The organism is Streptomyces sp. NPDC057486, assembly GCF_042802415.1.
GTDB lineage: Bacteria > Actinomycetota > Actinomycetes > Streptomycetales > Streptomycetaceae > Streptomyces > Streptomyces yanii.
In genome coordinates this window covers 108,400-130,032 of the sequence record NZ_JBHVEE010000008.1, presented here as the reverse complement: position 1 = coordinate 130,032, position 21,633 = coordinate 108,400, and the positions used below count along the sequence as shown (strand labels likewise).

The following is a 21,633-nucleotide window of genomic DNA, read 5'->3' as shown; positions in this document are numbered from 1 at the left end:
GGCCCGGGGCCGCCGCCGCTCCAAGTCTCCGCCACCGCTGCGGCGGCCCCGAGCCGCTCAGCGCACAGCTTCGCCCAGGCGGACAGCAAGATCAGAAAGTAACCAGGACACTTCGAGCACCAGGGCCGGCCCGTCGCGGACCAGCCCTGGCCATGCTCCTCAATCGTCCGGTGAACCGTAGGCGCCCAGTCCCAAGGGCCGCAGAACGAACGCAGTCCGCATGTCGCGTCGACAACGCCAAGGTCGAACAGTGGTGCGGTCCGTGACGCGTAGAAATAGCGTGGCTGGGGACGGTATGGGGTTGCTGGAGACATACGTGACGGGTGCTCGTTCGTCCATCCCGCCGTCCTGGCTGACTTTCGGTGGCCGAGGTCAGAACTCGGTTTCCATCGACTGCGCCGCAACATTGATCCTGTTCAACTCGGTATACGGGAACCGGGGTTGCAGTCGCACCCGCGTTCGAGCACGCCGGCCGCCCCGGTACCATCGGCACCGGGGTCCTGATCAGGGCTTCCGCGACCGGACCACCCGGAATGCTGTCCAGGCTGACGGGTGGTCCGGTTTCTTGCTGTTGGCGCTTGCCGCTCGTATCAAGGCCGAAGGCCGCACGGTCCGGGCGAGCCGGATGCAGATGTAGAACCCGCCCCCATCGAGCCCGTTGAACGTGGGGGAACACATTGCGGCTTCAGTCGATGGGGGCGGGGGTTCAGAGGAGAGGTACTCCGGACGCCAGCGCGAAGCCGATGACCAGGCCGCATGATCCCGAGATCATGATGATCAGCAGTGGGCCGGTGAAGTGCCCTAACCGGGTGATCGCTCGGCGCATCAGGCTCGCCTCCAAGTCCGCCAAGGACGCGTGATGATTTCGCGATAGGTGTGGTGCGAAGGGTGTTTGCCGCAATGCTTGAGGACCCAGCTCTGAGGCTTGGCGAAGTCTTCACTGACCGGTGACGTCTCGCCGTCGACAGCACACTGCATGGCGTACGTCGTCGGTTCAGCGTCGGGTTCCTGGTCGGGTTCGAGGGTCCAGGTCTCAAACCGCAGTACGGCCCGAGGACTCACAGCTCCCACCGTCCGTTGTCCCAGGACATCCCGTTGGCCAAGGACACCTTGGCGCTCAGTTCTTCGGCTTGGGTGGGCTGACGAAGTGCTTCGGGCGGTGCATCCCATTCGGTGCCACCACGAGGCGGACGGAGTTGTACGTATGGGCCCTCATGCCCCATGACGACGCCCGTCTTGTCAGTGCGCTCATCCACCACGAGGGCACCGACAACCGGTAGACCCGCCTTGTCGATCACTTACGCCTCCTCCTATCCGAGGGAACGAATCGGCTCCGAACTGTGGTGCCGCGTCACTCGGCAAGCAGTCGGCGTCCGTCCGTACTCATGCGGAGAAGCATCGGGTCAACCGGTAGGACCTAGGAACCACCGCAGAACACCACTCCAGGACGTCCCGCGTCGGGTAGAACGTCCCTAGTGCCGTCCCAAGGGTCAAGGGGAGACTCATGCAGAACGAGAGACTACGTGCCGTCATGGCGGCCGGAGGCTGGACGTACGCCGCCCTTGCAAAGGCCGTCGATGTCGACCCCAAGTCGGTCGAGCGATGGGTGAATCTGGGCCGTACGCCGCGCCGGGCCGCCGCCTTGCAGGCGGCTGAAGCCCTAGGAGAAGACGTGCACGCACTCTGGCCGGCACTTCGGCAAGCCCGCGCCGCCCGCGCTATCAGCCCGGAACTCGTCGCCCTCTACGAGAAGCGTGCAGACATCCCCGTGTCCACGTTCGTGGACATGCTGACGCAGGCCCGCGACCGCATCGACGTGCTGGTGTACGCGGCCGTCTTCCTGCATGAGGCGTACCCACGGCTCAACGATCTGCTGCGCGAACGAGCCGCCGAAGGCTGCACCGTTCGCATTGCGGTGGGCGACGCCGAGAGCGCGAACGTCCAGGCGCGCGGCCAGGAGGAGAGGTTCGGCCACGGCATCGAGTCCCGTTGCCGATTGGCACTGATGCACTACCGCCCTCTGATCGGCGTGTCTGGGGTCGAAATAAGGACCCACGGAACAACGCTCTACAACTCCCTGTACCGCGCCGATGATCAAGTACTGATCAACGCCCATGTCTGGGGAGTGAACGCGTACGGCGCCCCTGTGTGGCATCTCCGCCGTAACGGGGAAGGCGGCATGTTCGACACCTACGCCGAGAGCTTCGACGCTGTATGGGCGTCAGCGAAGCCGGTACGGCAGGAGGGGTGACCATGGCACGGACCGAGTACTACGACGACCCAACGGCGCCAGAGCCAAACAGCTTGGTGGTTGCTGCGTCCGCCGTGGTTACCGACAACGAAGGGCGCGTACTCCTTCAGCGCCGCCGGGATAACGATCTTTGGGCGCTACCTGGCGGCGGCATGGAGATGACCGATTCACTCCCAGGAACGGCCGTCCGCGAGGTGAAGGAAGAAACCGGTCTGGACGTAGAGATCACCGGGCTTGTGGGCACCTACACCGACCCTCGCCACGTCATCGCCTACTCGGACGGTGAGGTGCGCAGGCAGTTCAACGTCTGCTTCACCGCCCGTGTGATCGGGGGCCGGCTCGCGATCTCGAACGAGTCCACGGAGCTGCGGTTCGTCCCGGCGGAGGAGATCGATCAGCTGCCGATGCACCACACGCAGCAACTCCGGATCCGCCACTTCCTGGAGCACCGTGAGCGGCCCTACCTCGGCTGATTGCCCCCGCGACACCCGCTTTTAGGAGAGAGACAGCGCCATCGTGCCGTTGAGCTGGGGCTTCAATACCAGGTCAGGCTGCCGACGACTCGACCGCAAGGCTCCCCCGTTGGCCGTGGCTGACCCCGGCATCTGGCACGACAGTGGCACGAACTCAGCCGACGACAGTCAGCTACGACGGCGGGTGCGCCGACCGACCACGCACGCGGATGCCTCGCTACACCCTCACCGGCCTCAGCCACGTTATCGAGGTATGTCGTCGACCAGAGCAAGCGGCGACGGCTGGCCGGTGAGACGGCCGGAACCTTCAGCTTGGGAAGCTGCGAGCATTTGAGGTGTGTACGGTCGTTGAGCTGGGCAAATGGGCTGCGAAAGCTGTCGCCCCTGTCGGGTGTCGTCCCGTTACGGGAGAGGCGGCAAACCGCCGTCCAGCTCGGCCTCGCGCCGCTCGGGGTCCGGAGCTCCCGGCTGTCCCGGGATCGCAGTAGTCGGAACGGTGACAGTCTTCTTAGGTCCGAACATCAGGCTGGACGGCTGTTGCGTCCGCCGGTCGGACACGACGATCCCGCCGCGCCACTTCCCCATGGGGTCCTGGTACCGGAACTGCAGCTTCTTCAGCCGCCGCCCGTACTGCTCCCGCAATGGCTGGTAAGCGTCGTCACAGTGCACGTTCCACGTCACGTCGCCCAGGTAGGCGTGGCACGCGATGGGGAACAGCAGGGAGGACACCACGAGATCGGCGAGCTGGAGGAGCGTGTGGGTGTCGCTGTGGCCGAAGACCGGCGACTCGATGACCCCGCGGAGGCTGTCACCGCCCGTGCGGTACTTGCGGGTGGTAACGCAGTGCACATTGGGAGCGTTCTTCACCTTCGTGCGGCTGTCGAGGACCATCATGCCGCGCGAGTGCTCATGGGCGAGCTGAGCCTGGAAGGTCTCGTTCAGCGCGGCGACGGAGGCCGGGTAGACCCCGGACTCATCGAACGCCAGCCCTTCCTCTTTGATCCACACGCGGGCGAGGATGCGGGCTTCGTGGGATTCCAATGTGTCGAGCAGCGAAGCCACAAGCTCCATGGCCGCACGTCGCCAGCCGTGGTTGCCGGCACGGAGGTTCTTGCGGACGTCCGAGCCCTTGATCTCGTGCTGGATCACCTCGGAGAGCTGGTCCGCGTTCCGCAACTGCGGCCGGTAGTGCTTCTTGACGTCAAGAAAGGCCCAGGTGAGGGACTTGACCTGGGCTCGGGGCACGGTGAATCCGCCGACGACGAGGACCGGAGGGGCGTCAGGCCTCATGGGGTCGAGTGTCTGCCCGTTGCCCGCCTCGTCGATGTAGCACAGATGCACCGAATCTCCCGAAGCACATCTGTGGCCGCCCCCGAAGGGACGGCCACAGGGTCTGCGCAGCCATATGCGCGATGTTTTGCTTGCTGAGTCCAATCCTGCCGAGAACGACTACGGTCGGTCAAGCCGAGAGCACGTTAGGTGGTACAGGTTTCGGTCAACCTTGACTGGCGAAGCCGAGGAACGCCGCCGAGGCGGCCGGCGCGACGGCGACGATGCGTGATGGCGGGCCGGGCGAGAGGGTGTGCGCGGAGGTCGACATCTGAGCCGCAATGTGGTGGAGCCTCGGGGTTGTCAAGTCTGGATGACATGAGGTCCGGGGGCCGTAGGATCCTCTGTGTGATTACGGGCGAACTGAAGAGCAAGGTGGGGCGCGTCTGGGACGCGTTTTGGTCGGGCGGCATCTCCAATCCGCTGGAGGTGATGGAGCAGATCACGTACCTGCTCTTCATCAAGCGGCTGGACGAGATCCAGACCCGCAAGGACCGCAAGGCGACCGCGACGGGCAAGCCCGACCCGGACCCCTTCTTCTCGGACGATCAGCAGGATCTGCGCTGGCAGAACTTCAAGGTCAAGGACCCCGAGATCATGTACGGGCTCGTCGCCGACGGCGTCTTCCCGTACCTGCGCCGCATGGGTGGGGACGAATCGACGTACTCCCACCACATGAAGGACGCCCGGTTCACGATTCCGGGGCCCAACTTGCTCGCGAAGGTCGTCGACCTGCTCGACGGCATCTCCATGGACAGCAGCGACACCAAGGGTGACATCTACGAGTACCTGCTCGCGAAGATCGCCACGGCCGGCCAGAACGGTCAGTTCCGCACGCCGCGCCACATCATCGACCTGATGGTCGAGATGACCCAGCCGGGGCCGCGCGACGAGATCTGTGACCCGGCGTGCGGCACGGCTGGCTTCCTGGTGCAGGCGGCGTCGTACATGCAGCGGGTGCACCGCGAGGCGCTGCTAGGTGTCGAGCAGCGCAAGCGCTTCAACGAGAAGACGTTCCACGGCTTCGACTTCGACAACACGATGCTCCGCATCGGCTCCATGAACATGTTGCTCCACGGCGTGGAGAACCCGGACATCCGGCACCGTGACTCGCTTGCGGAGAGCGCGGCTGGCGAGGCCGAGCGCTACTCCCTGATCCTCGCGAACCCGCCTTTCGCGGGGAGCCTGGACTACGAGTCCACGGCGGTGGACCTCCAGCGCATCGTCAGGACGAAGAAGACGGAACTACTGTTCCTGGCCCTGTTCTTGCGGCTCCTGAAGCCTGGTGGCCGGGCGGCCGTCATCGTCCCTGATGGGGTGCTGTTCGGTTCGACCAAGGCGCACAAGGAGCTGCGCCGCATCCTGGTGGAGGAACAGCAACTCCAGGCGGTGGTCAAGCTCCCGAGCGGGGTCTTCAAGCCGTACGCCGGTGTGTCGACGGCGATCCTGTTCTTCACGAAGACGGACTCGGGCGGCACGGACCACGTCTGGTTCTACGACGTGCAGGCGGACGGCCTCAGCCTGGACGACAAGCGCAACCCGCTGCTTCCGGAGGAGCGCCTGGGCGTCCGCCCGCAGGGCGACCCGCTGACGCCGAACGAACTCCTGAAGAACAACCTCCCGGACGTTCTGGCCCGCTGGCAAGAACGAGACGGCACCGAGAGGGACCGGGCGAGGACCGAGCAGAGCTTCTGCGTACCAAAGGCGGACATCGCGGCCCAGGGCTACGACCTCTCCTTGAACCGCTACAAGGAAACCGTCCATGAGGAAATCGTGACGCGGGCGCCGGCAGAAATCCTTTCGCAGCTGGAGCAACTGAACGAGGAGATCGCCAAGGGTATCGCGGAGTTGAAGGGGATGCTGGCATGAGTCGGTGGCCGGAAGCTGCGCTGGGAGATCTCTGCGACATCACCATCGGTAAAACACCTCCGCGCGCAGAGCGGAAATACTGGGGAGGGGGTATGCCGTGGTTGTCAATTGCTGATATGAATCAGGGTCGCGACCTCAGAGTAACGAAAGAGCAAGTCACTAGTCTTGCTGCGGATGGCCCGGCTGGACGGCTCGTTCAACCTGGTACGCTACTTTTGAGTTTTAAGCTCAGCGTTGGCAAGCTAGGGTTCTCTCGAGTTCCTATGTATACGAATGAAGCCATTGCTGCATTGTCGATTAAGGATGAATCTCGCACTCGCCCTGAATTTTTGTACTGGGCTCTAAAGTGCGCCGACTTGCTTCGTGATGCCGATGACGCGGCCATGGGTAAGAATCTCAACAAAAAGAAGCTGGCGGAGTTCATCGTTCCGCTTCCGCATCCCGCAGAGCAAAGGCGCATCGCCGCCGTACTCGACCAGGTGGACATCCTTCGCGCCAAGCGTCGAGAGGCCATCGCCCTCCTCGACGACCTCACCCAGTCCATCTTCCTCGACATGTTCGGCGACCCTTCTATGAACATTCGCGGCTTTGAAGTTCGCGAGCTCGAGACTTTGGTTGCGGAGGGCGATCGAATCAACTATGGCGTAGTGCAGCCTGGTCGGCATGTCGAGGGCGGGATTCCCTTGATCCGGTCCGGAGACCTGGGGCGATTTGGGGTTGATAGATCATCGCTGATGCAAATTTCTCCGGATATTGAGTCAAGTTATTCCCGATCCAGGATTAAGGGAAATGAGATCCTTATCGGCTGCGTCGGTGCAATTGGTGAAGTATCCATTGTTGGCCCCGACGATGTGGGTTCCAACGTTGCTCGCGCTGTCGCACGGGTCCCAGTCGCTGGCGATGTAGATCGCGAATACCTGGCTGCTTATCTGCGTATGGATTTTGCGCAGCATTATTTCACCAGGGAGTTGCGTACAGTTGCGCAGCCTACGCTCAATATTAAGCAAATCAAGAGTGCGCCTGTGGTGTTTCCGCCCTCTCATCTGCGTTCCAAATTTGCAGAGAGAGCACGCAGCGTGACGCAGCAGCGTGCGGTACACGTAACTCATCTCGCCACCCTCGATGAACTCTTCACCTCCCTCCAGCACCGTGCCTTCTCCGGCGCTCTCTGGGATCATGAAGCCCTCGGCGAAGCCGCGTAAGCCGCTCCCGCCGTACCCGGTGCGCAGCACCAACCGCATCACCAGCACCACACGCCGTCCGTGCGGCCGGGCAGGGGAGCCTGGCACCCGGGCGGTTCTGCCATAGCAGACAGACGGATATGTCGGCCTCGTGCGGGCCGGGGGACGCCGAGCCCCGGGCCCGTTCGGCAGTGCCGCCCCAGGGGAGAGGGACACCGCACCGCATGGGTAGCGACCAGAACGGTCAGAGCAGCCAGAACAGCGACGGCCAGGGCCAGGCCGACTACGGCAAAAGCGCCCGTGACCGCGCCGCAGCCGACAACGTCGGCCGTACCGCGACCGGCAACTTCGCCTTCCTCTGCGCCGAGTGGCCCGCCCTCTACGACGAGGCGATCCGCGCCGAGCGGCTCATCCACCACGACCCCCGTGCCGCCTGCTTCTACGCTCGCCGCGCCATCGAGATCACAGCGCGCTGGATGTACGACAAGGACAGCAGCCTCAGCGAGCCCTACAAAAAAGATCTCGCGGCGATGCTCCACGAGCCGAGCTTCCGGCAGCTCGTCGGGCCGACGGTCAACGCCAAGATGGACCTCATCCGCCGGCACGGCAACAACGCCGTCCACAAGGCCGCCCCGGTCCCGAGAACCGTCGCCGAGGCCAGCGTCAAGGAGCTGTTCCACTCCCTCTACTGGTTCGCCCGTACCTACACCCGCCAGGCTGCCGCGCTGCCGCCCGCCGGGCTGGAGTTCGACACCAGCGCCGTACCCCGGCCCCTCTCCCCCCAGGCCCGGGCGCTAAAGCAGGCCGAGCTCAAGGCTAAAGAGGCGGAGGACAAGGCACGCTTCAAGGCGCAGGCCGAGCAGCTCGCGGCCGAGCGGGCCCAGAACGCGGACCTCGCCCGGCAGCTCGAAGAGCTCAAGGCGCAGATCGCCGCCGCGAAGGCCGCCAACCGGGCCGTGCGGGACGACCACGACTACGACGAGCAGGCGACCCGGGACGCCTTCATCGACCTACTCCTCAAGGAAGCGGGCTGGGACCTCCTCACCCGGGGCAAGGACACTGAATACCCGATAGCAACCGGGATGCCCACCAAGACGGGCAAGGGGTTTGTCGACTACGTGCTCTGGGGCGACGACGGCAGGCCCCTCGCCGTCGTCGAGGCCAAACGGACCCAGCGGGACGCCCGCGACGGGCAGCAGCAGGCGAAGCTGTACGCCGACGCGCTTGAGGCACAGTTCAACCGCCGCCCGGTGATCTTCTACACCAACGGCTACGAGACCTACCTCTGGGACGACGGCCTCCGCTACCCGCCCCGCCAGGTGCAGGGCTTCTTCACGAAGGATGAGCTGCACTGGCACATCCGCCAGCGCGCCGGACGCCTCTCCCTCACGGCCACGCCGGTGAACGAGAAGATCGCCGGCCGCCCCTACCAGCTCCGCGCGATCAAGCGGGTGGGCGAGACCTTCGAACGGGACCGAGGCCGCCAGGCGCTGCTCGTCATGGCGACCGGCACCGGCAAGACCCGTACCACCGTGGCCCTCGTGGACCAGCTGATGAAGGCGGGCTGGGCGCAGCGGGTGCTGTTCCTCGCCGACCGGCAGGCGCTGGTCACCCAGGCGATGAAGGCGTTTAAGGAGAACCTGCCGAACACCCCCGCGGCCAGCCTCCTCGACGACAAGGCCGCCTCGGCCCGCGTCTACCTCTCCACGTACCAGACGATGATGAAGCAGATCGATGTCACCGACGGTGCGGGCCGTCGGCGCTTCGGCCCCGGCTACTTCGACCTGATCGTCATCGACGAGGCCCACCGCTCGGTGTACGCGAAGTACGGTGAGCTGTTCCGCTACTTCGACTCGCTGTTGCTCGGCCTGACGGCGACACCCAAGGACGAGATCGACCACAACACGTACAAGCTGTTCGCCATGGAGGACGGGGTCCCGACCGACTCCTACGACCTCCAGGAAGCCGCCGCCGAGGGCTACCTCGTCCCCCCCAAGGCGGTGAAGGTACCGCTGAAGTTCATGGAGCAGGGCATTCGGTACGCCGACCTCTCGGAAGAGGAGAAGGCCGAGTGGGACGCCAAGGAGTGGACTGAGGACGGTGACATCCCGGACGCGGTGGGCCGGCACGAGATGAACAAGTTCCTCTTCAACGAGGACACCGTGGACAAGATGCTGGAGACGCTGATGACGCGCGGCCACCGCGTCGAGGGCGGCGACCGGCTCGGCAAGACGATCATCTTCGCGAAGAACAACGACCACGCCCGGTACATAGAGGAGCGCTACAACGCGAACTACCCGCAGGGTGCTGGCCACACGGCGCGCGTGATCACGTACGAGGAGACATACGCCCAGTCCCTCATCGACGACTTCTCCAACCCCAAGAACCCGCCGAATGCCCCCGACATCGCCATCTCCGTCGACATGCTTGACACCGGCATCGACGTGCCCGAGGTGGTGAACCTGGTCTTCGCCAAGCCCGTCTTCTCCAAGACTAAGTTCTGGCAGATGATCGGCCGCGGTACCCGCCTGCGCCCCGCCCTCTACGGCCCCGACCCCGACGACCCCGAGCACAACAAGCAGAACTTCTACGTCTTCGACTTCTGCGGCAACATCGACTTCTTCAACAGTCAGCTCGACCGGTCGGAGGGGCGCAGGGCCGTCACCCTCACTGAAAAGCTCCTCCAGCGCCAGCTCGATCTCGTACGGGTCCTGGACAAGCGGCAGCAGCCCGATCCGGCACGGGACGCCGGCCCCGACGCGATCGGCACCGAGGCGGAGATCCGCTGGTCGCTGGCCCACCGGCTGCACCACACCGTCACCGGCATGAACCTGGACAACTTCCTGGTCCGTCCGCACCGCAGGGAGATCGAGGTCTTCAGTGACTTCGGCAGCTGGCACCGGGTGGACGACGACGCGGACACCGCGATCCGTGAGCACCTGCTCGGACTGCCCAGCGAGTTCCGCCCGGACGACGAGGAGACGGGCGAGGAGGCCAAGCGGTTCGACCTGATGGCGTACGGTCTCCAGCTCGCCGCGCTGGAAGGCGGCAAGGAGTTCGCCAAGCTGCGCGCGAAGATCCAGGACATCGCTTCCAACCTGCTCACCAAGACCAACATCCCGGCGGTCGGCGAGCAGGCCGAGCTGCTGGAAGCGGTGGCGGGCGACGAGTGGTGGGACGGCGTCACGCTCCCGCTGCTTGAGGACATGCGGCGCCGTATGCGCCGACTGGCGCGTCTCACCGACCCCAAGGTCAAGCGGAACGTCGTCTACACCGACTTCGCTGACACGCTCGGCGACATCACCGAGGCCGAGATCCAAGGGATGCCCCAGGGCACGGACGAGCAGCGCTTCAAGCAGAAGGCCCGCGCCTACCTCCTGCGCCACGAGGGCCAGCCGGTGGTGCGCAAACTGCGTCTCAATGAGCAGATCACCGAACTCGATCTCGCGGACCTGGAGGAGATCTTCCTGTCAGAGGCCATCGCCTCCCCGGAGGACCTCGACGAGGTGCGGTCCTCCGGCGGCCTCGGCGTGTTCGTGCGCGGGCTGTGCGGGCTGGATCGACAGGCCGCACAGAAGGCGTTCGAGGTCTTCTGCACGGGTAACCAGCTCAGCTCCCGCCAGATCGACTTCCTGACGTTGATCATCGATACGGTGGCAAAGCGCGGAATCCTGGGCTTGGGCGACCTCTACGAGGATTCGTTTGCCGATCTTGCCCCGGGCGGCCCCGACGACCTGTTCACCGGTGAGGAACTCGAAGTCCTCAACGTCATCTTCAAGGAACTGGAGCGGACAGCCAGGCCCACCACCTTGGCGGCCTAGGCTCGGCGTCGCGGCGATCGCCTACGCTGCGAGCCGGTGCCACTGTTCCGAGCTGACGGCAACCCTGACGGCAACGACGGCACACACAGGCTGTTGATCACGACGATCAGCGATCAGCCGGGAGGAAAGCGGAGCCTCCGCCCAACGGCCTGCCCGATCCTACGGATCAGAAGGTTGCAGGTTCGAATCCTGCCGAGTGCACAGCAGGCCGGAGGCCCTCAGGAGAAATCCTGAGGGCCTCCGGCTTTTGCGGTGACGGCAGTGTTTGACGCGCCGTGGAGCCACAGGGTGCTGAGGCCAGGAGGCAAGGGCGAGCGCCCAGTTCGACCCGGCGAGCCGGAATCCGCAGTGACCCTTCGCCGTGCCCGAGGCCACATGGCAGTGGCGGCCGACCTGCGCGGCTTCACCCACCTGTGCGGGCCGGGGCCCGAGTTGTCGTCCAGGGCCCGCAGAAGCACGGCAGGGTCAGGCCGACGCCTTGACGTCCGAGCCCGTCCGGGCCCGCTCCAGCACGACGCGGCGGCGCCGGGTCGGCATCCCGAGCGTCGGGTTGGCGACGCCCCAGGCCGCGCCTTTGCAGACCAGCTCCTTGTAGACGGCGGCGAGCCGTCCGGTCAGGGCCGCCGGGACGGCGCGGTCGTCTGCGGTGACGTACTGGATCACGCCTTCCCTGCGGCCCAGTGAGATGCACTGGTTGAAGTAGCGGAGCGGCGTGTTCGGGAGCTTCCGACCGGTCAGGCGTGCCGCGATGGCGTCGGCGGCCTGCCACGCGGTGGGAGTGCCCGAGGCGCACGACATCCGCAGCGGCTTGTCGCCCGGGCCCATGGCCATGGCCGCGTCGCCGATGGCGTAGACGTCCGGGTGCGAGACCGAGCGCATGGTCCCGTCGACCACGATCTGGCCTGTGCCGGTGACCTCCAGAGCGGTGGCCCTCGCGATCGGGTGGACCGCGAAGCCGGTGGTCCACACGGTGACCGCGGCCGGGACGGACGTGCCGTCGGCGGTGGTGACGCTGTCGGCGTCCACGCCGGTGACGGCGGTGTGCTCGTGCACGGTGATGCCCAGCTCGTCGAAGACCTTCCGCAGGTGCCGACGGCCTTTGGGGCCGAGCCAGTCTCCGAGCCCGCCGCGGGCGGCGAGGGCGATATCGAGGTCCGGGCGGGCCTCGGCGATCTCGGTCGCGGCCTCCAGGCCGGTGAGGCCGCCGCCGACGACGACCACGGGCTGTCCGGCGTCCAGACCGGTCAGGCGCTTGCGCAGCCTGAGCGCTCCGGGGCGGCTGGTGATCTCGTGGGCGTGCTCGGCGGTGCCGGGGACGCCCTGGGTGTTCCAGCCGCTGCCGAGGGCGTACACGAGGCTGTCGTACTCGAGCTCCTCGGCTCCGTTCGCGTCGGTGACGGCGACAGTCCTGCGGTCGACGTCGACACCGGTGACCTTCGCGAGCTTCAGTTCGACGCCGGTGCCCGCGAACATCTCGCTGAAGGGCCGGGGCTTGAGGTTCTGGCCGGCCGCCAGCTGGTGCATCCGGACGCGCTCGACGAAGTCGGGCTCGGCGTTGACGAGAGTGATGGCGACGTCCTCGCGGCGCAGCCGCTTGGCGAGGCGACCGGCAGCGATGGCTCCGGTGTATCCGGCGCCGAGGACGATGATTCGGTGCTGCATTTCCCTGCTCCTGTCTCGCGCGGGTTCGCCACCTGAACCGGGCAGCCCGCTGTTTCCTGACAAGAACGGGATGTGAAGCACCTCACATCGCGGTCAGAAGGCTTTGAGCAGGGGTTCCCCGTGGTCGGCGGCCGCCCACCGCCGGGTCGCGCGTTCGAGCTTGTCGGGGTTGACCTGGTTGCGGAACGCGGCGATGCCCCCGGCGGTGACCTCCAGGCACATGACGCCGATGACCCGGCCGTCGAGGACAGCCACGAGGGCGGGGGCGCCGTTGGCGGTCGTGGCGTAGATCTCGGGGGAGCCGCCGACGATGGCGCGCTTGGCCGTGCCGGGCTTGAACAGGCCCCGCATGAATGTGGCGACCGCGAGGGCGCCCTCGAACGCCTTGGCGCGGGCCGGGACCTTCCCGCCGCCGTCGCCGATCGCGATGGCGTCCTCGGTGAGCAGCCGCACGAGCGGCTCGGTACGGCCGCTGGTGGCGGCCGCGAGGAACTCCTCGACGATCCGGCGGGCGGCGGCCCCGTCGATCTCGGTGCGGGCCCTGCCGTCCGCGACGTGCTTCTTGGCGCGGTGGAAGATCTGCTGGCTGGCCGCCTCGGTGATGTCGAGGATCTCCGCGATCTGCCGGTGCGGGTAGTCGAAGGCCTCCCGCAGGACGTACACCACCCGCTCGTTGGGGGAGAGGCGCTCCATGAGGGCGAGGACCGCGTACGAGACGGATTCGCGCTGCTCGGCGGTGTCGGCCGGGCCGAGCATCGGGTCCCCGGCGAGCAGCGGCTCGGGCAGCCATTCGCCCACATAGGTCTCGCGACGGGCGCGGGCCGAGGTGAGCTGGTTGAGGCACAGGTTGGTGAGGACCTTCGTCAGCCAGGCCTCGGGGACCTCGATGCGGTCGATGTCGGCGGCCTGCCAGCGCAGGAACGTTTCCTGCACGGCGTCCTCGGCATCGCTCGCGGAGCCGAGGAGGCGGTAGGCGATGGCCTCCAGGCGGGGCATGGAGGCCTCGAACCGGTCCATGTCGTTCATGGTCAGAGCCATGGCCCGGATCATAGGGGCTGTCCCGTGATTCCTGGAGGGCGCGTACGGACCCTGGGCTGCGTCCCTGCGTCCCTGCGTCCCTGCGTCCCTGCGCCGCTCGACCGGTGCTGTTCGGTTTCCCGGACTCGGTGGATCGAGTTGCCCGTGTCTCCCGGGCCCTCGCGTGCGCCGATCGCCCTTCCCCGCGCGGCCGGTCGACGGAGACCCCCGATCCGCCGCGGAGCCTCGTTACGATCGCACGCATGAGCTGGCACTGCACCGGGTTGCGATGGCCCCCAGAAGGGCCGGTCCTGGGGTGGCAGAAGGACGGGGAGAAGGGCCGGGCGGTGGGCGGGGGCGGTTCGACGCGGGTGAGCGTCCTCGCGTACGGGAAGGAGCTCGGGTTCCGCGCAGGCGGTGAGCGGCACTGTGTGGGGGCGCGGGGAAACGTGTGTCCGCTGGGCGCCGTGGTGTCCGGGCGGAGTACGGGGGCGCGGTGCCCGGAGTGCGCGCGTCTGGACCGGGCGCATTCGGTGGCCGCCGACACGATCGCCGACGACCCCCGGACGTACCGCGTCTATCTCGCCTGGTTCGGGCCCGGGATGGTGAAGGTGGGCATCACCGCGGAGGAGCGGGGTGCGGCGCGGCTGCGGGAGCAGGGGGCCGTGGTCTTCAGCTGGCTGGGGCGCGGCCCGTTGATGGCGGCGCGGCGGACCGAGGAGCTGCTCCGTGCGGCGCTGGGCGTGCCGGACCGGATCCCGTACGCACGCAAGCGCGCCGTGCGGGCCGTGCTGCCGGGTGCCGCCGAGCGGGTCGCGGAGGTCGAGGAGCTGTACGGGCGGGCGGCGGCGCTGGAGCGGGGGGCGGGATGGCCGCAGTCGCTGGAGCGGCTGCCGTTCGACCCCGTCGACCACACAGGGGTGTTCGGACTGGGCGGACCGGTCGAGGTGGGGCGGGCGGTGACGGAGCTGGTGGACGGCGGGGTGGTCGGTGGGCGGCTGGCCGCGGCCGCCGGGCCCGATCTGCATCTGGCGACCGCGGACGGGGTGGTCGTGCTGGACACCCGGCTGATGACCGGGTGGGAGCTGGTGGGGGCCGATGCGCGGTCGGGGGTGACCGTGCCGGTGGTCGACATCGGGGGCGGCGGCGTGCAGGACGGGCTGTTCTGAGATCGTCGGTGGTCCGGGCGGGCCGGGTGAGGAGTGCGCGATGAGTGGCGAGAGCGATGATGTGGTGCGGTTCTGGGAGCGCCTCGGGCTGCCGGGGCTGATCGACGTCCATACCCACTTCATGCCGGAGCAGGTGCTCCGCAAGGTGTGGGCGTACTTCGACTCCGCCGGACCGCTGACCGGCATGGAATGGCCGATCACCTACCGGCACGACGAGGACGAACGGCTCGCGCTGCTCCGGTCCTTCGGGGTGCGACGGTTCACCTCGATGCTCTACCCGCACAAGGCGGGGATGGCGGCCTGGCTGAACGGCTGGGCGGCCGACTTCGCGCACCGGGTGCCCGACTGCCTGCACACGGCGACCCTCTTCCCCGAGGAGGGCGTGGAGCGTTACGTCCGCGAGGCGGTCGAGGCGGGGGCGCGCATCTTCAAGTCGCATCTCCAGGTCGGGGCGTACGACGCCAACGATCCGCTGCTGGAGCCCGTGTGGGGGCTGCTCGCCGACGCCGGGGTTCCGGTGGTGATGCACTGCGGGTCCGGTCCCGCACCCGGCAAGTACACCGGCCCCGAGCCGATCGGCCGGCTGCTCGCCCGGCATCCGCGGCTGCGGCTGGTGGTGGCACACATGGGGATGCCCGAGTACGCGGAGTTCCTGGCGCTGGCGGAGGCGTACCCGGAGGTGCGGCTCGACACGACGATGGCGTTCACGGACTTCTCGGAGGACCGCACGCCGTTTCCGGCGGCGGAGCGCGGACGGCTCGCCGATCTCGGGGACCGGATCCTGCTGGGGACGGACTTCCCGAACATTCCGTACCCGTACGTGCACCAGCTGCATGTCCTGGAGCGGTTGGAGTTGGGGGACGACTGGCTGCGGGCGGTCTGCTACGGGAACGCGCACGCGATGTTCGACCGGCGCTGAGCCCGCGCTTCCTGGTTTCTCAGGGAATTCACAGGATCGGGAAAGGACCCTCTCAGAGGCGTCTCACAGGGTTGAGACATGACGACGACCACCCCCCAGGGGCGTACCGAACTGCTCAGGCCGGACCGCAATCCCGTCCGCGTGCTGGTCGTGGACGACGAGGCGCCGCTCGCCGAGCTGCTGTCCATGGCCCTGCGCTACGAGGGCTGGGAGGTGCGCAGCGCCGGGGACGGTGCGAGTGCCGTCCGCATGGCGCGTGACTTCCGGCCCGACGCGGTGATCCTCGACGTGATGCTGCCCGACACCGACGGGCTCTCCGTGCTCGGCAAGCTGCGCCGGGATCTCTCCGAAGTCCCCGTGCTGTTCCTGACCGCGCGCGACTCGGTGGAGGACCGGATCGCCGGGCTCACGGCGGGCGGCGACGACTATGTGACGAAGCCGTTCAGCCTGGAGGAGGTCGTGGCTCGGCTGCGCGGGCTGATCCGGCGGTCCGGGACGGCGACGGTACGGAGCGAGTCGACGCTCGTCGTCGGCGACCTGGTGCTGGACGAGGACAGCCACGAGGTGAGCCGGGGGACGACGTCCATCCACCTCACCGCGACCGAGTTCGAGCTGCTGCGCTTCCTGATGCGCAATCCGCGAAGGGTGCTGAGCAAGGCGCAGATCCTCGACCGCGTGTGGAACTACGACTTCGGCGGGCAGGCGAACGTCGTCGAGCTGTACATCTCGTATCTGCGCAAGAAGATCGACGCCGGACGGACGCCGATGATCCACACCCGGCGCGGGGCCGGATATCTCATCAAGCCCGGTGAATAGCCCGGTGAGCGGTCGGGCGCGGCGGCGGGGAGAGCGGCGGGGACGGCGGCCCTGGACGCTGCGGACCCGGCTGGTGGTGTCCGCGGTGACGCTCATCGCCGTGGTGGCCGCGGTGATCGGTTCGGTCACCACCATCGCCTTCCACAGCTACATGTACAACAAGCTCGACGACCAGCTGCACTCCATCGCCATGCGGGCCTCGAAGCCGCCGCCGGGCGGCGGCGCGGCCGGCCAAGGTGGCCTGCCGATGCCCGCCGACGGTCCGGACGACGATCCGCTGGCGTTCATCGACGCCCGTGGGCAGCCTTTCGGCACGCTCGGTGCGGTCTCCGTGGACGGCTCGATCACCGCGTCGAGCGTGGTCGAGGACAGCTCCGCCGCCCTCGAACAGACCGCGGCGGCCGGTGTGAGGCCGCTGAAGGGCGCGGAGCGGAAGGCCCTGGAGGCGGCGGGCGTCGAGGTCGGGGACGGGGTGCGCAGCGTCGATCTGCCCGGACTCGGCTCGTACCGCGTGGAGGCCGTCGAGAGGGCGGACGGGACGACGACCGTCCTCGTCGGCATCCCCGCCGGTGAGGTACGCGGCGCCCTCACCACCCTGATCCTCGTCGAGGTCTGTGTCACCGGGGCCGGGCTGATCGCCGCCGGGATCGCCGGGGCGGCCATGGTCGGGGTCGCGCTGCGGCCGCTGCGCCGGGTCGCCGCGACCGCCACCCGGATCTCCGAACTCCGGCTGCACAGCGGCGAGGTGGCGCCCCTGGAGCGGGTCCCGGATGCCGAAGCGGATCCGCGGACCGAGGTCGGACAGGTGGGTGCGGCGCTCAACCGGATGCTGGGGCACGTCGGTTCGGCGCTCGCGGTGCGCCAGGAGAGCGAGATGCGGGTACGGCAGTTCGTCGCGGACGCCAGCCATGAGCTGCGGACGCCGCTGGCCTCGATCCGCGGCTACGCCGAACTGACCCGGCGCGGACGTGAGGAGACCGGTCCGGACACCCGGCACGCGCTGGGGCGGATCGAGTCCGAGGCGGAGCGGATGACGGGCATGGTGGAGGATCTGCTGCTCCTGGCCCGTCTCGATGCCGGGCGCCCGCTCTCGTACGAGAGCACTGATCTGTCCCCGATCGTCGTCGACGCGGTGAGCGATGCCCGGGCGGCCGGGCAACGGGGCCATCACTGGCGGCTGGAGCTGCCCGACGAACCCGCGACCGTGCACGCCGATCCGACCAGGCTCCATCAGGTGCTGGTCAATCTGCTGGCCAATGCGCGTACGCACACCCCGCCCGGCACCACCGTCACCGCACGCGTACGGACCGGGGCCGCTCATCCGTGGGTGACGCTGGAGGTGCAGGACGACGGGCCGGGCATCCCTGCCCAGCTGCTGCCGCATGTCTTCGAACGGTTCGCGCGCGGCGATGCGTCGCGCTCGCGCAGCGCGGGTTCCACCGGGCTCGGCCTCGCCATCGTGCAGGCTGTCGTCACCGCGCACGGCGGCCGGGTGGAGGTGCGGTCGGTGCCGGGGTGCACGGTCTTCGCCGTCCATCTGCCGGCGGTGCTGCCTGCGGTTCTGCCCGCGGTGGAGCCGGCTGTTCCGCCGGCCCGTACCGACTCACAGCACAGGCACAGGCCCGTCACACCGGTGTGACAGCGGAGTTGGCGACTGTCGATGACATGCGAACCGACTCTTCCTGGAGCACCTTGCCGGCCCGGGAGCATCTCCTGGCCGGAGCGGTCGACGCGGCAGGTGCCCCCGTCCTCGATGTGGTGGTACCCGTCTACAACGAGGAGAAGGACCTCGAAACCTGTGTGCTGCGCCTGCACGACCATCTGGTGCGCACCTTCCCGTACGCCTTCCGGATCACCGTCGCCGACAACGCGAGCACCGACCGCACGCCCGAGGTGGCGGCCGGGCTCGCGCGGACACTGCCACGGGTGCGCTCGTACCGGCTGCAGGAGAAGGGCCGTGGGCGGGCGCTGCGCACCGTCTGGTCGCATTCGGACGCCCCGGTCCTCGCCTACATGGACGTCGACCTCTCCACCGATCTCAACGCGCTGCTCCCGCTCGTCGCCCCGCTGATCTCGGGCCACTCGGACCTGGCCATCGGGTCGCGGCTGGCCCGCAGTTCGCGGGTCGTGCGCGGATCGAAGCGGGAGTTCATCTCGCGGGCCTACAACCTCATCCTCCGGTCGTCGCTGGCCGCACGGTTCAGTGACGCGCAGTGCGGGTTCAAGGCCATTCGGCAGGACGTCGCGCAGCGGCTGCTGCCGATGGTCGAGGACACCGGCTGGTTCTTCGACACCGAGCTGCTGGTCCTCGCCGAGCGCGCCGGGCTGCGCATCCATGAGGTGCCGGTCGACTGGATCGACGACCCCGATTCCACGGTCCACATCGTGCGGACGGCTGCCGAGGATCTGAAAGGCGTGTGGCGGGTGGGGCGGGCGCTGGCCGTCGGGGCGCTGCCGCTGGACCGTCTCACCCGCCCCTTCGGGGACGATCCGCGCGACCGCGGGCTGAGCGGTGTGCCGGGCGGCCTGGCCCGCCAGCTGGTCGGGTTCTGTGTCGTGGGCGCGCTCTCCACGCTCTTCTATCTCGCCCTGTACTCGCTCTTCCGACTGGGCACCGGCCCCCAGATCGCCAACGGCGGCGCGCTGCTGGTGTCGGCCGTCGCCAATACGGCAGCCAATCGGAGGCTCACCTTCGGCGTACGCGGCCGTGGCGGCGCGGTACGCCATCAGGCGCAGGGCCTCGTCGTCTTCGCCATCGGCCTCGCACTGACCAGCGGTTCGCTCGCGGCGCTGGGCACGACGTCCGGATCGCCGTCGCACGGTACGGAGCTCGCCGTGCTGATCGCGGCCAACCTCGCGGCGACCGTGCTGCGGTTCCTGCTCTTCCGCGCCTGGGTCTTCCCGGACCGCACCCCCGCGGCCGCCACGGCCGGCCATGCCGACGACACTCACCACGAATCGGGGAACGTCCGATGACCACGCTGCACCCCGCCGACCGTTTTCCGGCGGCGTCGCCGACGCCCGCACCGGCTGCGGAGGAGCCGTTCCTGCGGCGCTTCGGGCGGGGCAGGCCCGAGGACCCTCGCTGGGTGAGGCCCGCCTTCCTCACCCTGCTCCTGGCCATCGCACTGGCCTACCTGTGGAATCTCAGCGCCTCCGGCTACGCCAACTCCTTCTACTCCGCGGCCGTTCAGGCCGGCAGCCGGAGCTGGAAGGCGTTCTTCTTCGGCTCGCTGGACGCCGCCAATGCCATCACCGTCGACAAGCCTCCGGCCACGCTCTGGCCGATGGCCCTGTCGGTACGGATCTTCGGCCTCAGCTCGTGGGCGATTCTCGTTCCCCAGGTGCTGATGGGGGTGGCGACGGCCGGTGTGCTGTACGCGGCGGTACGGCGACGGTTCGGCGCGGCCGCCGGACTGATCTCGATGGCGGTGTTCGCGCTCACGCCCGTCGCCGCGCTGATGTTCCGTTTCAACAACCCGGACGCGCTGCTCGCGCTGCTGATGACCGTGACGGTCTACTGCGTGCTGCGGGCGCTGGAGCACGGCCGGACGAAGTGGCTGGTGTGGGCAGGGGCCGCGGTCGGTCTCGCGTTCCTGTCGAAGACCCTGCAGGCGTTTTTGATCCTGCCGCCGCTGGCCGTGCTGTACGCGGTGTGCGCGCCGACGACGGTACGGAAGCGGTTCGGCCAACTCGGCCTCTCCGCAGTCGCGATGGTCGTCACGGGCGGCTGGTGGGTGGCGATCGTCGAGCTCTGGCCCGCATCCTCGCGTCCGTACATCGGCGGTTCGCAGAACAACTCCTTCCTGGAGCTGACCTTCGGCTACAACGGGCTCGGCCGGATCAGCGGCGACGAGACCGGCAGCGTCGGAGGAGGCGGGGGCGGTCAGTCCGGTGGCCAGTGGGGCGAGACCGGCATCGGCCGGATGTTCAACTCCGAGATCGGCAGCCAGATCTCCTGGCTGCTGCCCGCCGCGCTGATCCTGCTCGTCGCGGGCATCTGGCTCACGCGGAGGGCGAAGCGGACGGACGTCGCCCGCGCGGCCTTCCTCGCCTGGGGCGGCTCGCTGCTGATGACCGCGGTGGTCTTCAGTTTCATGGCCGGCATCTTCCACCAGTACTACACGGTCGCCCTGGCCCCCTACATCGCGGCGCTCGTCGGGATGGGAGTCACCGTGCTGTGGGAGGAGCGGGCCGAGTGGGCGGCGAGCGGAGTGCTCGGCGCCACGGTCGCTGTCACGGCGCTCTGGTCGTACGTCCTGCTGGGGCGGACCCCGGACTACCTGCCGTGGCTGCGCTGGGCCGTCCTCATCGGCGGTCTCGTGGGAGCGGCGGGCCTGCTGCTCGCGGGCCGGGCCGGGCGCAGGCTGGCGCTCGCCGCGGTGGGGATCGGTTTCGTCGCGTCACTGGCCGGTCCGACGGCGTACACCCTCAGCACGCTGAACACCGGGCACCAGGGCTCGATCGTCACGGCCGGCCCGTCGGGCGCCGGGCTGACGGGCGGTGGCCGGGGTGGTCCCGGAGGTGGCGGAATGCAGCCTCCGGGCCGGAACAGTCAGAACAGCCGGGCCAATCAGCAGGGCGGTGGCATGGGCCGGCCGCCGGCCGGAGGCCCGGGCGGCTTCCCGGGCGGTGGCCAACAGGGCCAGGCCCAGGGCCAGGGCAATCAGCAGAACGGCATGCCGGGCGGCGGCCCGGGTGGCATGACCGAAGGCGGCATGGGCGGAGGCAGCATGGGCGGAGGCGGCGGCATGGGCGGTCTGCTGAACGGCTCGTCCGTCAGTTCCCGGGCCAAGAAGCTCCTGGAGACGAACGCCGACGCCTACACCTGGGCGGCCGCGGCCATCGGCTCGCAGAACGCCGCCAGTTACCAGCTCGCCACCGGGGACCCGGTGATGGCGATCGGCGGATTCAACGGCAGTGACCCGTCCCCGACGCTCGCCCGGTTCAAGCAGTACGTCGAGGACGGAAGGATCCACTACTTCATTTCGAGCGGCACGGGCGGGATGGGCGGCGACAGCGGCACCTCGTCCGAGATCAGCTCGTGGGTCGAGGACACCTTCGAGAAGGTCACGGTCGGCAGTTCGACCTTCTACGACCTGACTCGGCCCACGAGCTGACCCGAA

16 protein-coding genes are annotated in these 21,633 nt (G+C 68.1%); 11 read left to right on the top strand and 5 right to left on the bottom strand.

All coding sequences use genetic code 11. The annotated features are described in order from the left end of the window. Window positions 1-825: 825 nt before the first annotated feature. Both ACFU6I_RS06800 and ACFU6I_RS06795 read right to left on the bottom strand, forming a co-directional pair. A complete protein-coding gene (locus tag ACFU6I_RS06800) occupies window positions 826-1,071 on the bottom strand; it encodes a hypothetical protein (RefSeq protein ID WP_384362448.1) in 246 nt (81 codons plus the stop codon). After that, entirely contained in the window at window positions 1,059-1,298 is a 240-nt protein-coding gene (locus tag ACFU6I_RS06795) for a hypothetical protein (RefSeq protein WP_384362460.1), read from the bottom strand. The genes ACFU6I_RS06800 and ACFU6I_RS06795 overlap by 13 nt, the downstream gene beginning before the upstream one ends. Before the next feature lie 206 nt (window positions 1,299-1,504). Here ACFU6I_RS06795 and ACFU6I_RS06790 point away from each other — a divergent pair, with 206 nt between their 5' ends. Then, on the top strand, window positions 1,505-2,251 hold the full coding sequence (locus tag ACFU6I_RS06790) for a helix-turn-helix domain-containing protein (RefSeq protein WP_384362446.1): 747 nt from the start codon (window positions 1,505-1,507) through the stop codon (window positions 2,249-2,251). 2 nt (window positions 2,252-2,253) lie between these two features. Then, the gene (locus ACFU6I_RS06785; protein ID WP_384362444.1) at window positions 2,254-2,724 is read left to right on the top strand and encodes an NUDIX domain-containing protein; all 471 of its coding nucleotides are present in this window, start codon (window positions 2,254-2,256) and stop codon (window positions 2,722-2,724) included. Window positions 2,725-3,126: 402 nt separating this feature from the next. Here ACFU6I_RS06785 and ACFU6I_RS06780 read toward each other — a convergent pair whose 3' ends face one another. Beyond that, a complete protein-coding gene (locus ACFU6I_RS06780) occupies window positions 3,127-4,065 on the bottom strand; it encodes a DUF3800 domain-containing protein (RefSeq protein ID WP_384362442.1) in 939 nt (312 codons plus the stop codon). A gap of 336 nt (window positions 4,066-4,401) precedes the next feature. Between ACFU6I_RS06780 and ACFU6I_RS06775 the strand changes: the two genes are divergently transcribed. The 3 genes from ACFU6I_RS06775 to ACFU6I_RS06765 all read left to right on the top strand — a co-directional run bounded on the left by ACFU6I_RS06775 (window position 4,402) and on the right by ACFU6I_RS06765 (window position 10,924). Further along, the gene (locus ACFU6I_RS06775) at window positions 4,402-5,922 is read left to right on the top strand and encodes an N-6 DNA methylase (RefSeq protein WP_384362440.1); all 1,521 of its coding nucleotides are present in this window, start codon (window positions 4,402-4,404) and stop codon (window positions 5,920-5,922) included. Then, entirely contained in the window at window positions 5,919-7,124 is a 1,206-nt protein-coding gene (locus ACFU6I_RS06770; RefSeq protein WP_384362438.1) for a restriction endonuclease subunit S, read from the top strand. Before ACFU6I_RS06775 ends, ACFU6I_RS06770 begins: the two co-directional genes overlap by 4 nt. A gap of 203 nt (window positions 7,125-7,327) precedes the next feature. After that, on the top strand, window positions 7,328-10,924 hold the full coding sequence (locus tag ACFU6I_RS06765; protein ID WP_384362436.1) for a DEAD/DEAH box helicase family protein: 3,597 nt from the start codon (window positions 7,328-7,330) through the stop codon (window positions 10,922-10,924). A gap of 465 nt (window positions 10,925-11,389) precedes the next feature. Here ACFU6I_RS06765 and ACFU6I_RS06760 read toward each other — a convergent pair whose 3' ends face one another. Together ACFU6I_RS06760 and sigJ are read right to left on the bottom strand one after the other, a co-directional pair. Next, window positions 11,390-12,586 (bottom strand): NAD(P)/FAD-dependent oxidoreductase, encoded by a 1,197-nt coding sequence (locus tag ACFU6I_RS06760; protein WP_384362434.1) that lies wholly within the window; start codon window positions 12,584-12,586, stop codon window positions 11,390-11,392. Window positions 12,587-12,679: 93 nt separating this feature from the next. Then, window positions 12,680-13,624 carry an RNA polymerase sigma factor SigJ gene (sigJ, locus tag ACFU6I_RS06755; protein ID WP_384362432.1) on the bottom strand — a complete coding sequence of 315 codons (945 nt, stop codon included), beginning with the start codon at window positions 13,622-13,624 and terminating at the stop codon, window positions 12,680-12,682. A gap of 242 nt (window positions 13,625-13,866) precedes the next feature. Here sigJ and ACFU6I_RS06750 point away from each other — a divergent pair, with 242 nt between their 5' ends. The 6 genes from ACFU6I_RS06750 (at window position 13,867) to ACFU6I_RS06725 (ending at window position 21,627) form a co-directional block, all read left to right on the top strand. Then, window positions 13,867-14,772 carry a DUF2797 domain-containing protein gene (locus ACFU6I_RS06750; protein WP_384362430.1) on the top strand — a complete coding sequence of 302 codons (906 nt, stop codon included), beginning with the start codon at window positions 13,867-13,869 and terminating at the stop codon, window positions 14,770-14,772. A 40-nt stretch (window positions 14,773-14,812) separates the two neighbouring features. Continuing rightward, on the top strand, window positions 14,813-15,691 hold the full coding sequence (locus ACFU6I_RS06745) for an amidohydrolase family protein (RefSeq protein ID WP_384362428.1): 879 nt from the start codon (window positions 14,813-14,815) through the stop codon (window positions 15,689-15,691). 78 nt (window positions 15,692-15,769) lie between these two features. Continuing rightward, a complete protein-coding gene (locus tag ACFU6I_RS06740) occupies window positions 15,770-16,507 on the top strand; it encodes a response regulator transcription factor (protein ID WP_266983553.1) in 738 nt (245 codons plus the stop codon). Next, window positions 16,500-18,146, top strand: coding sequence for an ATP-binding protein (locus ACFU6I_RS06735; RefSeq protein ID WP_384362426.1), 1,647 nt, complete (start codon window positions 16,500-16,502; stop codon window positions 18,144-18,146). Before ACFU6I_RS06740 ends, ACFU6I_RS06735 begins: the two co-directional genes overlap by 8 nt. Window positions 18,147-18,172: 26 nt before the next feature. After that, a complete protein-coding gene (locus ACFU6I_RS06730; RefSeq protein WP_384362424.1) occupies window positions 18,173-19,483 on the top strand; it encodes a glycosyltransferase in 1,311 nt (436 codons plus the stop codon). Further along, window positions 19,480-21,627 (top strand): ArnT family glycosyltransferase, encoded by a 2,148-nt coding sequence (locus ACFU6I_RS06725; RefSeq protein ID WP_384362422.1) that lies wholly within the window; start codon window positions 19,480-19,482, stop codon window positions 21,625-21,627. Before ACFU6I_RS06730 ends, ACFU6I_RS06725 begins: the two co-directional genes overlap by 4 nt. Window positions 21,628-21,633: the final 6 nt, after the last annotated feature.